Source organism: Streptomyces sp. NPDC023723 (assembly GCF_040639815.1).
Lineage (GTDB): Bacteria > Actinomycetota > Actinomycetes > Streptomycetales > Streptomycetaceae > Streptomyces.
In genome coordinates this window covers 192,517-205,247 of sequence record NZ_JBFAAP010000001.1, presented here as the reverse complement: position 1 = coordinate 205,247, position 12,731 = coordinate 192,517, and the positions used below count along the sequence as shown (strand labels likewise).

Below are 12,731 nucleotides of genomic sequence, written 5' to 3'. Positions count from 1 at the left end.
GTAGGACAGGCTGTCCGATCAGGCACACTGGACGTTTGGCCGAGCCGTTTCGTCGTCATCGGCCGTACGCGCGCGAAAGGTGCCGCCCGTGAATGGTCCGCTGATCGTCCAGTCCGACAAGACGCTGCTCCTGGAAGTCGACCACGAGCTGGCCGGCGACTGCCGCCGTGCCATCGCTCCGTTCGCCGAGCTGGAGCGGGCGCCGGAGCACATCCACACCTACCGGGTGACGCCGCTGGGCCTGTGGAACGCGCGGGCCGCCGGGCACGACGCCGAGCAGGTCGTGGACGCGCTGGTGCAGTACAGCCGCTATCCGGTGCCGCACGCGCTGCTCGTCGACATCGCCGAGACGATGGACCGCTACGGCCGGCTCACCCTGTCCAAGCACCCGGCGCACGGTCTGGTCCTGACCACCACCGACCGGCCGGTCCTGGAGGAGGTGCTGAAGTCGAAGCGGGTCGCGCCGCTGGTCGGCAACCGCATCGACCCGGACACGGTGGCCGTGCACCCCTCCGAGCGCGGGCAGATCAAGCAGACGCTGCTGAAGCTGGGCTGGCCGGCCGAGGACCTCGCCGGGTACGTGGACGGCGAGGCGCACCCGATCGAGCTGGCCGAGGACGGCTGGGCGCTGCGCCCGTACCAGCAGCAGGCGGTGGAGAACTTCTGGCACGGCGGCAGCGGCGTCGTCGTGCTGCCCTGCGGCGCGGGCAAGACACTGGTCGGGGCGGGCTCGATGGCCCAGGCGAAGTCCACGACCCTCATCCTCGTCACGAACACGGTCTCCGCCCGGCAGTGGAAGCACGAGCTGGTGAAGCGGACCTCGCTGACCGAGGACGAGATCGGCGAGTACAGCGGGACCCGGAAGGAGATCCGGCCGGTCACCATCGCGACGTACCAGGTGCTGACCACCCGGCGCAAGGGCGTCTACCCGCACCTGGAGCTGTTCGACTCCCGGGACTGGGGGCTGATCGTCTACGACGAGGTGCACCTGCTGCCGGCCCCGGTCTTCAAGTTCACCGCCGACCTCCAGGCCCGGCGGCGGCTCGGGCTGACCGCGACCCTGGTGCGCGAGGACGGCCGCGAGTCGGACGTGTTCTCCCTCATCGGCCCGAAGCGGTTCGACGCGCCGTGGAAGGAGATCGAGGCGCAGGGGTACATCGCGCCCGCCGACTGCGTGGAGGTGCGGGTCAACCTGACCGAGACGGAGCGGCTGGCGTACGCCACGGCCGAGACGGAGGAGAAGTACCGCTTCTGCGCGACGACCGCGACCAAGCGGAAGGTGACCGAGGCGATCGTGCGGCGGTTCGCCGGGCAGCAGATCCTGGTCATCGGGCAGTACATCGACCAGCTCGACGAACTGGGCGAACACCTGGGCGCGCCGGTCATCAAGGGCGAGACGTCCAACGCGCAGCGGGAGAAGCTGTTCGAGGCGTTCCGGCAGGGCGAGATCAACGTGCTGGTGGTGTCGAAGGTCGCGAACTTCTCCATCGACCTGCCGGAGGCGACGGTCGCCGTGCAGGTGTCGGGCACCTTCGGGTCGCGGCAGGAGGAGGCGCAGCGGCTGGGCCGGGTACTGCGCCCGAAGGCCGACGGCCACCAGGCCCACTTCTACTCGGTGGTCGCCCGCGACACCCTGGACCAGGACTTCGCCGCGCACCGGCAGCGGTTCCTGGCGGAGCAGGGGTACGCGTACCGGATCATGGACGCGGACGAGCTGCTGGCCGGGGACGGCTGACGCGCACCGCCCGACGCTCACCGCCTGCGCCGCACCCCCGCCGCCTCGTCCTCGTACCGGCCCAGGACCGCCACGTCGAAGGCGGCGCCCGTGAAGACCCGGACGGCGCGCAGGGCGTGGGCCAGGCGGTGCACGGCGGTCGGGTGGACCGCCCTCGCGGGGGAGATGGTTGCTGCGCTCATACGTCCAGGGTGCGACGGCGGCCCCCTGACCGGCATCGGTCTCCGGGCCCGTTCTCCCCGTCGGCCGCCTCCGTCTCGCGGCCCACCCGCCGGCTGCCGCGTACGTCTCAGGGAGGAGCCGGCCCTCAGGGGCGCGTGCGGGGCGCGCGGGACGGGGAGGTGGGGAGGCGGGGCGGGGGCGCGGAAAAGGATTGGCGCGGGCCGGCCGCGCCGCCCTAGAATCTCCGCTCTTGCCGCCTCCCTCACGCAGTGGAGTGCCGCCGTCCGGACGGAAACCGGACGGCATCCGCAGTCGCCACCCACAGCTCCGCCGGAGGCACCCCCTTGTCCACGCCCGTCGACGATCCCCTGTCCCGAGAGCGCTCCCACCTCGCCGCGTCCCGTGCCGCGCTGCGCGCCATGCGAGCGGACGTCGAGTCCCTCGACATCAGCGACGTCACCGCGAACTGGGTCAACGCCGCCGTCCTGGAACGCCAGATCGAGGACCGCATCAAGGCCCTGGCCGACCTCAGCGACACCCCGCTGTTCTTCGGCCGGCTCGACTGTCTGCGCGCGCCGGGCGCCGGGCAGGCGGAGGGGGCGGCGGGTGAGCGCTTCTACATCGGGCGGCGGCATGTGCACGACGCGGACGGCGACCCGATGGTCATCGACTGGCGGGCGCCGGTCTCGCAGGCGTTCTACCAGGCGTCCAAGAAGGACCCGAAGGACGTCGCACTGCGCCGCCGGTTCGGTTACACCGGCGGGGAGATCACCGCGTACGAGGACGAGCGGCTGGACGACCCGGCGGGGACCGAGACCACCAGCAAGCTGCTCCAGCGGGAGATCGAACGGCCGCGCGTCGGCCCGATGCGGGACATCGTCGCCACCATCCAGCCGGAGCAGGACGAGATCGTGCGCGCCGGGCTGTCCGGTTCGGTGTGTGTGCAGGGCGGCCCCGGCACCGGGAAGACCGCCGTCGGCCTGCACCGGGTGGCGTACCTGCTGTACGCGCACCGCGAGCGGCTCGCCCGCACCGGGACCCTGGTGATCGGGCCGAACAAGTCCTTCCTGCACTACATCGAACAGGTGCTGCCCGCGCTCGGCGAGCTGACCGTGCGGCAGGCGACCGTGACCGACCTGGTGGCACACGTCGAGGTGCGCGGCACCGACGAGGCGGCGACGGCGGTGGTCAAGGGCGACGCGCGGATGGCCCAGGTGCTGCGCCGGGCGCTGTACTCGCACGTCTCGATGCCCGTCGAGCCGGTCGTGGTCGTGCGCGGCTCACGGCGCTGGCGAGTGGCCGCGTACGAGGTGGCGGAGCTGGTGCGGGAGCTGCTGGACCGGGACATCCGGTACGGGGCGGCCCGCGAGGCGCTGCCGCAGCGGATCGCGCACGCCGTGCTGGTGCAGATGGAACGGGCCGGTGAGGCGCCGGACGACCGGGTGCAGAACGCGGTGGCGCGCAACGCGGCGGTGAAGGCGTGCGTGAAGGCGGTGTGGCCGGCCGTCGACCCGGCCAGGCTGGTGCTGCGGCTGCTGTCGGAGCCGGAGTTCCTCGCCGCGCACGCCGAGGGGCTGCTCGACGCGGAGGAGCGGAAGGCGGTGCTGTGGGCGAAGCCGTACCGGTCGGTGAAGACGGCCAAGTGGTCGGCGGCGGACGCGGTGCTGATCGACGAGGCGGTCGACCTCGTCGAGCGGACCCACTCCCTCGGTCATGTGGTGCTGGACGAGGCGCAGGACCTCTCCCCCATGCAGTACCGGGCGGTGGGGCGGCGCTGCACCACCGGCTCCGCGACCGTCCTCGGCGACCTGGCGCAGGGCACCACGCCGTGGGCCACCCGCAGCTGGCCGGAGGCCCTGTCCCACCTGGGCAAGGAGGGGGCGGTGGTCGAGGAGCTGACGGCCGGTTTCCGGGTACCGACGGACGTGATCGGGTACGCGTCGCGGCTGCTGCCGCACATCGCGCCGGGGCTGACGCCGGTGGCGTCCATCCGGGAGAACCCCGGCTTCTTCGAGATCCGGCACGCCGGGGACCCGGTGGCGGCCTGCGCCGAACTGCTGGAGCGGGAGGGGTCGGTGGGCCTGATCTGCGCGGACGCCCGGGTGCCCGAGCTGACCGGAGAGCTGGCGGCGGCGGGGATCGGCCATCTCGCGCCGGGTACGGAGACCACGGAGGGCGTCCGGCTGACCCTCGTCCCCGCCTCGCTGGCCAAGGGTCTGGAGTACGACTACGTGGTCCTCGACGAGCCGGGCGCGGTGGTGGACGGGGAGCCGGACGAGCGGACGGGGTTGCGGCGGCTGTACGTGTGCCTGACCCGAGCGGTGTCGGGGCTGATCGTGACGCACGGGGGGCCGTTGCCGGAACAGCTCGGCGGGTGACCGCGTGGCCGCGTGGCCGCGTGGCCGCGTGGCCGCGTGACCTCGTCGCCGCGTGACCGCATGGCCGCGTTGCCTCGTCGCCGCATGACCTCGTGACCTCGTGGCCGCGTGGCCGCGTGGCCGCGTGGCCGCGTGGCCGCGTGGCCAGGCGGGTGGCCGCGTAGCGCATGGCCGCGTAACGCATGGCCGCGTAGCCGCGCAACCGCTGGCAGCTGTGCCGCCGGGCGGGCGCGGGTGGGTGCGGCGGCATCGGGTCGGCACCGGGACGGCACGGACACCGGGTCAGCGCCCGGCCAACACCCGGCCGGCACCGGGACCGCTTCCGGCCAGCACCGGGACGGCACCCGGCCGGCACGGACACCGGGTCGGCACCCGACCAGCACCGGCACGGCACCGGGTCGGCACCCGCCGCGCACCGGATCGCGCCACCCACCCCCGCGACAACGCCAGTCACCGCCCAAGGGACGGTCAGTCCCCCAGCACCGCCCGCCACCGCGCGACCGCCTCCGCCGAAACCGGCCCGCTCCATCCGGCGGGCCGCGCCGCGCCGCCGATGTGGAACCCGTCGATCCCCGCGTCCAGCAGCGTCGGCACATGCTCCAGCCGCAGCCCGCCCCCGACCAGCAGCTGCTGCTCGTACCCCGGCTCCCCCTGCCGCCGCCCTTCGGCGACCAGCACGTCCAGCCCCGCGTCGACGCCGCCCGCCGCCCCGGCCGTCAGATACGTGTCCAGGCCGGGAAAGTCCGCGAGCCGCTTGCGCAGCGCGCCCCGGTCGGCGGCCCGGTCGATGGCGCGGTGGAACGTCCACCGGCACCCGTCGAGCACCGCCGCCAGCCGCTCCACCGCCGCCAGGTCCACGTCCCCGTCCGCGTCGAGGAACCCCAGCACGAACTGGTCGGCGCCCGCCTCCCGCAGCTCCCCCGCGACCCGCACCAGCCGCTGGACGTCCCCGGCCGCGAAGCCGTCCGCGAGCCGCAGCATCACCCGTACGTCGATGTCGACGGCCGCGCGGATCGCGGTGACGGTGGCGGCCGACGGGGTGAGTCCGTCGGCCGCCATGTCGGTGACCAGTTCGAGGCGGTCCGCGCCTCCGGCCCGGGCGGCGACCGCGTCCTCGACGTCGAGCGCGATCACCTCCAGGACTGCACGCTTGCTCATAGGGCCCCATTCATCGACGACTACAGGTCTAGTCCAATCACAGACTAGCGCCCTGCACCCCCGCGCCCCGGGGCTGCGCCGATCACCTCACCCGAAGATGTCCAGTTCCCGCTCCGCCACCCCGGCCAGTTCATAGGCCGCGCCGTCCACCGGCCGCCCCGCGTAGAGCCGTACGAGGGTGGCGGCGTCGCCGATGAACCGGCCCGGCGGACGCGCGCCGCTCACCTCCCCCAGCTTCAGCGGCTCGTCCACGTCGTCCAGGTCGGCGTGGAGCGGGACATGGCCGAGGTCGGCGGTGACCGAGGCGAGCAGCGCCAGCGCCTCGGGAAGTACGCGCCCGGCGTACGCCTCCGGCGCCCCGAGCGCGACCCGCACGTCGCCCGCGTGCACCCATTCCCCGAGCGCAAGCCGGTCCAGCGCCCCGTCCGCCCGCGCGATCACCGGCCCGGCGTCGGTCAGGCCGCGCTCCAGCTCGGCCACGATCCGCTCGTTGCTCCAGTCGGCCCGCTCGGCGATGTCCCGCTCGTTGGACTCGGGCGAGAAGACGCCCTCCTCGAAGCGGTTCTCCACCACCCGGGTCAGCGCGGCGGAACAGTGCGCCAGCACGTCCCGGACGGTCCAGCCGGGACAGGCCGGCACCGGCAGCGCGTAGTCCGCCTCGGCTCGGGACCGCAGCAGCGGCACCAGCGCGTCCCGTTCGGCGGCCAGCAGCCGGCCCGGCAGTTCGGGGTCGCGTACGTCGTGCACATCGGCAGGTGTCGTCATGCCGCCCACGCTAGGGGGCCGGGGGCCGGTCACGGGAGAATGGCGGCATGGCCGATGCCCATGCCGATACCGATACCGACGCCGATGCCGATGCCCTCCGCGCCCGTTTCGCCCGCGCCCTGGCCGGGGCCCGGGGCGCGGACGCCGCCGGCCGCGACCCCGCGCCGTACGCCGCCAACCTGCTGGCCCGCTGGCAGGAACCGCAGCGGCACTACCACACGGCCGCGCACCTGACCGCCGTCCTGGACCACATCGACGTACTGGCGGAGTACGCCACCGACCCGGACATCGTCCGCCTCGCCGCCTGGTTCCACGACGCCGTCTACCTGCCGGAGCGGTCCGAGAACGAGGAGCGGTCGGCGCGGCTCGCCGAGCGGGCGCTGCGCGAGGCCGGTCTGCCGGACGCGAAGACCGCCGAGGTGGCCCGGCTGGTCCGGCTCACCGTCACGCACGACCCGGCCGACGACGACCGCGACGGGCAGGTGCTGTGCGACGCCGACCTGGCGATCCTCGCCGCGCCGCCCGCCGCGTACGCCGCCTACACCGCGGCCGTCCGCCAGGAGTACCACTTCGTGCCGGACCACGCCTTCCGCACCGGCCGGGCCGCGATCCTGCGCCAACTCCTCGACCTGCCCCGGCTGTTCCGCACCCCGCATGGGCAGCGGGAGTGGGCGGCGACCGCCCGGCGCAACCTCACCGGCGAACTGGCCGAGCTGGCCGAGCTGGAAATGCCGTCGCCGGGCGGCTCCCCGGCCCCGTAGCCTGCCCGCCATGCGGAACACGGGCGAACTCGGCGCGGAACAGGTGGAGGCGGCCGTCGCGGGCGCCGTGGCGGCGCTGCGGACGGCGGTGGACCGGGACTGGGCGGCGGTGCGGGCCGGGCGGCTGGAGTGGAGCTGCCGCCGGACGGCGGCGCATGTCGCGAGCGATCTGATCGCCTACGCCGGACAGTTGGCCGGGCGGGCCACCGAGGCGTACGTCCCCTTCGAGATCGCCCTGGACAAGGGCACCGGCAACGCGGGCCTGCTCCAGGTGATCCGGACCACCGGCGCGCTGCTCGCCGCCACCGTCCGCACCACCCCCCGCGACGTCCGCGCCTTCCACCCGTACCCCTTCCGGGACGCGAACCGGGACGGCTTCGCCGCCATGGGGGTCGCCGAAGTCCTGCTGCACACCCACGACATGGCCGACGGTCTCGGGGTGGCGTACGAGCCGTCCGCGGAGCTGTGCTCATACGTCCTGACCCGGATCTTCCCGCACGTGCGGCCCGCCGCCGACGCCTGGCGGACCCTGCTGTGGGCCACCGGGCGGGACGAACTGCCGGGCCGACCGCCGGTGGACGGCTGGAAATGGTGCAACAACCTCGTGGTGCACGCCGAGCGGCTCACCCTGGAGGGCGTCACCCCGGCCGCCGCGAACGACCTCGCCCTCGGCGGCGACGGCGGCTTCCGCTGGATCGCGGGCGGGCCGATCGACGGCACCCGGGAGGGCGCCGGCCTGGTGGTGAAGGCGTACGAAGGGGGCGTGCACCGGCCCGAGTGGGGGATGTACGTGCTGGTGCGCCGCACCGACGGGCTGGCGGTCGGCGCGATGGGCTTCCACGGGGTACCGGACGAGGACGGCCGGGTCGAGGTCGGCTACGACCTGGTCGAGGCGGCCCGCGGCCACGGGTACGCCACCGAGGCGCTGCGCGCGCTGTCGGCGCGGGCGCTGGCCCGGCCCGAAGTGCACCGCGTCTTCGCCCTCGCCGAACCGGACAACCACGCCTCGCGGGCGGTGCTGGCGCGGGCCGGTTTCACCCGGCTCGCGCGGGGCGACCAGGACGACGAGTACGTCGCCTACGAACTGCGCGGCTGACCCCGGCCCTTGCGGCGGCGCAGCCCCGCGCCGTGCAGCAGCCGCACCACCTCGCGGCTGCTCACCTCCCGCGCGCCGGCCCGCACCGCGTCCGCGTAGCGGTGCGCGGGCAGGTCGTAGTGGTCGCGGTCGAAGGCCCGGCGGGGCACGTCCAGGCGGCGGGCGAAGGTGTGCAGTTCGTCGTAGGAGACGTCGCTGACCAGGTGCGACCACAGCCGGCCGTGGCCGGGCCAGGCCGGCGGGTCGATGTAGACGCTCACGGGGCGGCCGGGCCGCCGATGACCGAGCCCAGCGAGCCCACCGCGGCGACCTTCACGCCCGCCTCGGAGCACACCCAGTGCGGGTCGGCGCCCAGTTCCGGTGCCACCTCCAGGGCGTGCGGGTCGCCGACGGCGCACACCGGGCACAGCGGCCAGCGGCCGTACCGCTCCAGCAGCGCGTCCTGCACGTCCTGCGCGACCAGCCCCGCCACGAACGGGGCCCCGTCCGGCCACTGCTCCACCCACCACCGCCGCTGCGCGACGGACTCCTCGACCAGCGAGACGACGTCCGCCTCGGCGACCTCGCCCGCGACGAGATCGGCGAGGACCAGGGCGCGCGCGGCGTGCAGCGCCTGTTCCAGGGGGCTGATGGGGTCCATGCCCCCATTGTGCGCGCTGTTGACCCACCCCCGGAATGAAAATACCTTTCACAGGGTGCCCGATGACGTGAAGGAAACTTTCGCACCGCCGCCCGGCGCGCTCGCCGCCAAGGTGCGCACCCTGGCACCGTCCATGACCCGTTCCATGCAGCGGGTCGCCGAGACGGTCGCGCACGACCCGGCGGGCTGCGCCGCGCTCACCGTGACCGGCCTCGCCGAGCTGACCGGCACCAGCGAGGCGACCGTCGTACGCACCGCCCGGCTGCTCGGCTACCCCGGCTACCGCGACCTGCGGCTCGCGCTGGCCGGACTCGCCGCGCACCAGCAGTCCGGGCGGGCGCCCGCCCTCACCACCGACATCGCGGTCGACGACCCGCTCGCCGACGTCGTCGCCAAACTCGCCTACGACGAGCAGCAGACCCTCGCGGACACGGCGGCCGCCCTGGACACCGGGCAGCTCGCGGCGGCCGTGACCGCGCTCGCCGGGGCACGGCGCACCGACGTGTACGGGATCGGGGCGTCCGGGCTGGTCGCCCAGGACCTGGTGCAGAAGCTGCTGCGGATCGGCCTGATAGCGCACGCCCACAGTGATCCGCACCTGGCGGTGACGAACGCGGTGCAGTTGCGGGCGGGCGACGTCGCCGTGGCGGTCACCCACTCCGGGTCGACGGGGGACGTGATCGAGCCGTTGCGGGTGGCGTTCGAGCGGGGGGCGACGACGGTGGCGGTCACCGGGCGGCCGGACGGGGCGGTGGCGCAGTACGCCGACCATGTGCTGACGACGTCCACGGCCCGGGAGAGCGAGCTGCGGCCGGCCGCGATGTCCTCCCGGACGGGGCAGTTGCTGGTGGTGGACTGTCTGTTCGTGGGGGTGGCGCAGCGGACCTACGACGCGGCGGGGCCGGCGTTGTCGGCGTCCTACGAGGCGTTGGCTCATCGGCATGGGGGGCGGCGCGGTAGATCCTAGGGGTTGAGCGTGCGTGGGCGGCCGCGGGTTCGTTGTGGCTGGTCGCGCGGTACCCCGCGCCCCTGACGTACGTCACCTTCGCCTGAGCCGAAAAGAGCCGAGCCTCCATGACCTATACACCTGACCTGCGGTCCCAGCTCGACGGTCTGTCCACTGAAGCCTTCCGGCCGGAGTTCGCCGAGATCGACGAGTTGCCCACTGTCGACCTCGCCCGGCTCATGAACGGGGAGGACGCCCAGGTGGCCGCCGCCGTGGCGGCGCGGCTGCCCGAGATCGCCGCCGCCATCGACGCGATCGCCGGGCGGATGGGGCGCGGCGGGCGGCTGGTGTACGCCGGGGCCGGGACCGCCGGGCGGCTCGGGGTGCTGGACGCGTCCGAGTGTCCGCCGACCTTCAACACGGCGCCGGGGCAGGTGGTCGGGCTGATCGCGGGCGGGCCGGCGGCGATGGTGTCCTCCGTCGAGGGCGCCGAGGACTCCGCCGAGCTGGCCCGGGCCGACCTCGGCGCGCTCGCCCTCACCCCCGACGACACGGTGGTCGGTGTGTCGGCCTCCGGGCGGACGCCGTACGCCGTCGGCGCCGTCGAGCACGCGCGGGCGCTCGGCGCGCTGACCGTCGGGCTGGCCGGCAACGCGGGCAGCGCGCTGGCCGCCGCCGCCGAGCACGGCATCGAGGTCGTCACCGGACCCGAGCTGATCACCGGCTCGACCCGGCTGAAGGCGGGCACGGCGCAGAAACTGGTGCTCAACATGGTGTCGACGATCACGATGGTCCGGCTGGGCAAGACGTACGGGAATCTGATGGTCGACGTACGGGCCTCGAACGAGAAGCTGCGGGCCCGGTCGCGGCGGATCGTCGCGCTGGCGACGGGGGCCGGGGACGAGGAGATCGAGAGGGCGCTCGACGCCGCCGGCGGGGAGGTCAAGCAGGCCGTGCTGATCCTGCTGGCCGGGGTGGACGGCCCGACGGCCGCCCGCCTTCTGGAGGACTCCGGCGGCCGGCTGCGTGCCGCGCTGGGCGCGACGCGGGGGTGAGCCGCAGGCTCGGGGGGTGCACCCCGAGCCCCGTGGTCCCCGTGACCCCCACGCCACCGCCGCCGCCCTGCTGCCGCTGGTCGGCGGCGCCGACAACGTCCGTTCCGTCGCGCACTGCGTGACCCGGCTGCGGCTGGCCCTGGCCGACCGGGAGCGAGTGCGGGACGCCGAGCTGCGGGCGCTGCCCGGGGTGCTCGGGGTGGTCGAGGACGGGGCTTCGTACCAGGTGGTGCTGGGGCCGGGGGTGGTCGGGCGGGTGGCGGCGGCGTTCGAGGCGCTGCTGCCGGGCGCGGCGGACACGGCCGGTGAGCTGGCCCGGCGCGGGGCCGAGCTGAAGGCCCGGCAGAAGGAACGCAACGCCACCCCGGTGAAGGCCGGACTGCGGCGCGTCGCCAACGTCTTCGTGCCGCTCATCCCGGCCCTGATCGGCTGCGGCCTGCTCGCGGGCGCCGCCGGACTGCTGCGGAATCTGCGGCTGCTGCCCGGACTCACCCCGGCGCTCACCGCGCTCTCCGCCGCCTTCATGGCACTGATCGCGGTGTTCGTCGGGCACAACACGGCGCGTGAGTTCGGCGGCACGCCGGTGCTCGGCGGCGCGGTCGCCGCCGTGGTGGTCTATCCGGGGGTGGCGCAGGTGACCGCGTTCGGCGCGCCGCTGGTCCCCGGGCAGGGCGGCGTGCTCGGCGCGCTGGCGGCGGCGCTGCTCGGCACGTACGTGGAGAAGTGGTGCCGGGCCCGGCTCCCCGGCACCCTGGACGTACTGCTCACCCCCACCCTGACCGTCCTGGTCGCGGGCCTGGCCACGCTGTACGTCCTCATGTACGCGGCCGGCGAGGTGGCGTCCGCCGTCGGCACCGCGGCGACCTGGCTGCTGGCGACCACCGGCGCGGCGGCCGGACTGCTCCTCGGCGGCCTGTTCCTGCCCCTGGTCATGCTGGGCCTGCACCAGGCGCTGATCCCGCTGCACACCACCCTCATCGAGCAGCAGGGCCACACCGTGCTGCTGCCGCTGCTGGCGATGGCGGGCGCCGGCCAGGTCGGCGCGGCGCTCGCGGTGTACGTCCGGCTGCGCCACGACACGTCGTTGCGCACGACGATCAGGTCGGCGCTGCCCGCCGGACTGCTCGGCGTCGGCGAACCCCTGATCTACGGCGTCTCCCTCCCGCTCGGCCGCCCCTTCCTGACCGCCTGTGCGGGCGGGGCGGCGGGCGGCGCCTTCGTCGGGCTGTTCGCGATGCTCGGCACCGAGGTCGGGGCGACGGCCATCGGCCCGTCCGGCTGGGCGCTGTTCCCGCTGCTGGCCGGGGACCGGGGACTGGCGGTGGTGGCGGCGGTGTACGGCGGCGGGCTGCTGACCGGGTACGTGGTCGGCTTCGCGGCCACCTATCTGTTCGGCGGGCTGCGCGGGACGGGCGTTGTCGGTGCGGTGTGCGATTCTGAAGGACATGAACCACGCCCAGCTGACCGCCCTGGGCCGCGCCCTGCGTCTCCTCGGTGAGCACGGCGAGGCCCTGAGCACCGACACCCCCGACGCCAAGCTGCACGAGATGCGGGGTGATCTGCGCCGCGCCCTGGACCTGCTGGAGGAGAGCGCGGGCACGGCCGCGCCCAGCACCCGCTGCCCGGAGCATCCGAACGGGCCGGTGGACGAGGCCGCCCCCGACCTGTGCCTGCTGTGCGAGACCCGGCGCCGCTCCGCCCGCCGCGCCGAGTACGGCGGCGGTCCCGGCCGGCCCCGCCCCGCCGAGCCGGTCCAGTCCCGGTACGGGCTGCGCGACGAGCGCCCCCAGCCCCAGCAGCGCTGGCTCCCGGAGGCGTGGAACGGCCAGGCGTGGCAGCTGTGCGGCACCCCGCGCCGCGACCGCCGCGAGGCCGAGCTGTATCTCGCGGCCGAGCGCCGGGGCCCCCGCCCGGCGCCGGCCTACCGGCTGGTTCACGAGTTCACCGACTACGAGGTGCTGCGGGTGTGGGGGACGCCGGTCCGGATGGACATCGAGCCGATGCCCTGACGCCCTGATGCCGATGCCCTGACCAT

13 protein-coding genes are annotated in these 12,731 nt (G+C 74.7%); 8 read left to right on the top strand and 5 right to left on the bottom strand.

The window, feature by feature from the left end; genetic code table 11:
• The first annotated feature begins 88 nt into the window (after nucleotides 1-88).
• On the top strand, nucleotides 89-1,735 hold the full coding sequence (locus AB0G32_RS01025; protein WP_361156321.1) for a DNA repair helicase XPB: 1,647 nt from the start codon (nucleotides 89-91) through the stop codon (nucleotides 1,733-1,735).
• Between the two features lie 17 nt (nucleotides 1,736-1,752).
• Here the strand turns inward: AB0G32_RS01025 and AB0G32_RS01020 are convergent, their stop codons facing one another.
• Nucleotides 1,753-1,917, bottom strand: a complete 165-nt coding sequence (locus AB0G32_RS01020; protein WP_361156318.1) for a hypothetical protein — start codon at nucleotides 1,915-1,917, stop codon at nucleotides 1,753-1,755.
• 324 nt (nucleotides 1,918-2,241) lie between these two features.
• On the opposite strand from AB0G32_RS01020, the gene AB0G32_RS01015 reads away from it, so the two are divergent.
• A complete protein-coding gene (locus AB0G32_RS01015; protein ID WP_361156316.1) occupies nucleotides 2,242-4,275 on the top strand; it encodes an AAA family ATPase in 2,034 nt (677 codons plus the stop codon).
• A gap of 468 nt (nucleotides 4,276-4,743) precedes the next feature.
• Here the strand turns inward: AB0G32_RS01015 and AB0G32_RS01010 are convergent, their stop codons facing one another.
• Both AB0G32_RS01010 and AB0G32_RS01005 read right to left on the bottom strand, forming a co-directional pair.
• Nucleotides 4,744-5,433: a copper homeostasis protein CutC gene (locus AB0G32_RS01010; RefSeq protein ID WP_361156314.1), complete on the bottom strand. Its 690-nt coding sequence runs from the start codon at nucleotides 5,431-5,433 to the stop codon at nucleotides 4,744-4,746.
• Nucleotides 5,434-5,520: 87 nt separating this feature from the next.
• Nucleotides 5,521-6,198 carry a maleylpyruvate isomerase family mycothiol-dependent enzyme gene (locus AB0G32_RS01005; RefSeq protein ID WP_361156312.1) on the bottom strand — a complete coding sequence of 226 codons (678 nt, stop codon included), beginning with the start codon at nucleotides 6,196-6,198 and terminating at the stop codon, nucleotides 5,521-5,523.
• 47 nt (nucleotides 6,199-6,245) lie between these two features.
• Here AB0G32_RS01005 and AB0G32_RS01000 point away from each other — a divergent pair, with 47 nt between their 5' ends.
• Complete coding sequence (locus tag AB0G32_RS01000) at nucleotides 6,246-6,959, top strand: hypothetical protein (RefSeq protein ID WP_361156309.1); 714 nt, start codon at nucleotides 6,246-6,248, stop codon at nucleotides 6,957-6,959.
• Nucleotides 6,960-7,002: 43 nt separating this feature from the next.
• Nucleotides 7,003-8,055 carry a GNAT family N-acetyltransferase gene (locus tag AB0G32_RS00995; protein ID WP_361157127.1) on the top strand — a complete coding sequence of 351 codons (1,053 nt, stop codon included), beginning with the start codon at nucleotides 7,003-7,005 and terminating at the stop codon, nucleotides 8,053-8,055.
• Here AB0G32_RS00995 and AB0G32_RS00990 read toward each other — a convergent pair.
• Both AB0G32_RS00990 and AB0G32_RS00985 read right to left on the bottom strand, forming a co-directional pair.
• Nucleotides 8,037-8,315 (bottom strand): DUF4031 domain-containing protein, encoded by a 279-nt coding sequence (locus tag AB0G32_RS00990; RefSeq protein WP_361156307.1) that lies wholly within the window; start codon nucleotides 8,313-8,315, stop codon nucleotides 8,037-8,039. The genes AB0G32_RS00995 and AB0G32_RS00990 overlap by 19 nt on opposite strands.
• On the bottom strand, nucleotides 8,312-8,695 hold the full coding sequence (locus AB0G32_RS00985) for a hypothetical protein (protein WP_361156305.1): 384 nt from the start codon (nucleotides 8,693-8,695) through the stop codon (nucleotides 8,312-8,314). The genes AB0G32_RS00990 and AB0G32_RS00985 overlap by 4 nt, the downstream gene beginning before the upstream one ends.
• Nucleotides 8,696-8,762: 67 nt before the next feature.
• Here AB0G32_RS00985 and AB0G32_RS00980 point away from each other — a divergent pair, with 67 nt between their 5' ends.
• From AB0G32_RS00980 to AB0G32_RS00965, 4 genes are all read left to right on the top strand, one after another.
• Nucleotides 8,763-9,662, top strand: coding sequence for a MurR/RpiR family transcriptional regulator (locus tag AB0G32_RS00980; RefSeq protein WP_361156303.1), 900 nt, complete (start codon nucleotides 8,763-8,765; stop codon nucleotides 9,660-9,662).
• A 107-nt stretch (nucleotides 9,663-9,769) separates the two neighbouring features.
• The gene (gene murQ, locus AB0G32_RS00975; RefSeq protein ID WP_361156300.1) at nucleotides 9,770-10,696 is read left to right on the top strand and encodes an N-acetylmuramic acid 6-phosphate etherase; all 927 of its coding nucleotides are present in this window, start codon (nucleotides 9,770-9,772) and stop codon (nucleotides 10,694-10,696) included.
• Nucleotides 10,697-10,712: 16 nt separating this feature from the next.
• Complete coding sequence (locus AB0G32_RS00970) at nucleotides 10,713-12,194, top strand: PTS transporter subunit EIIC (RefSeq protein WP_361156297.1); 1,482 nt, start codon at nucleotides 10,713-10,715, stop codon at nucleotides 12,192-12,194.
• Nucleotides 12,142-12,705 carry a hypothetical protein gene (locus AB0G32_RS00965; RefSeq protein WP_361156294.1) on the top strand — a complete coding sequence of 188 codons (564 nt, stop codon included), beginning with the start codon at nucleotides 12,142-12,144 and terminating at the stop codon, nucleotides 12,703-12,705. The genes AB0G32_RS00970 and AB0G32_RS00965 overlap by 53 nt, the downstream gene beginning before the upstream one ends.
• Nucleotides 12,706-12,731 lie beyond the last annotated feature (26 nt).

Coding starts and splice junctions, on each gene's coding strand:
- AB0G32_RS01020 (WP_361156318.1), bottom strand. CDS start 1,917: ATGAGCGCAGCAACCATCTCCCCCGCGAGGGCGGTCCACCCGACCGCC.
- AB0G32_RS01010 (WP_361156314.1), bottom strand. CDS start 5,433: ATGAGCAAGCGTGCAGTCCTGGAGGTGATCGCGCTCGACGTCGAGGAC.
- AB0G32_RS01005 (WP_361156312.1), bottom strand. CDS start 6,198: ATGACGACACCTGCCGATGTGCACGACGTACGCGACCCCGAACTGCCG.
- AB0G32_RS01000 (WP_361156309.1), top strand. CDS start 6,246: ATGGCCGATGCCCATGCCGATACCGATACCGACGCCGATGCCGATGCC.
- AB0G32_RS00985 (WP_361156305.1), bottom strand. CDS start 8,695: ATGGACCCCATCAGCCCCCTGGAACAGGCGCTGCACGCCGCGCGCGCC.
- murQ (WP_361156300.1), top strand. CDS start 9,770: ATGACCTATACACCTGACCTGCGGTCCCAGCTCGACGGTCTGTCCACT.
- AB0G32_RS00965 (WP_361156294.1), top strand. CDS start 12,142: ATGAACCACGCCCAGCTGACCGCCCTGGGCCGCGCCCTGCGTCTCCTC.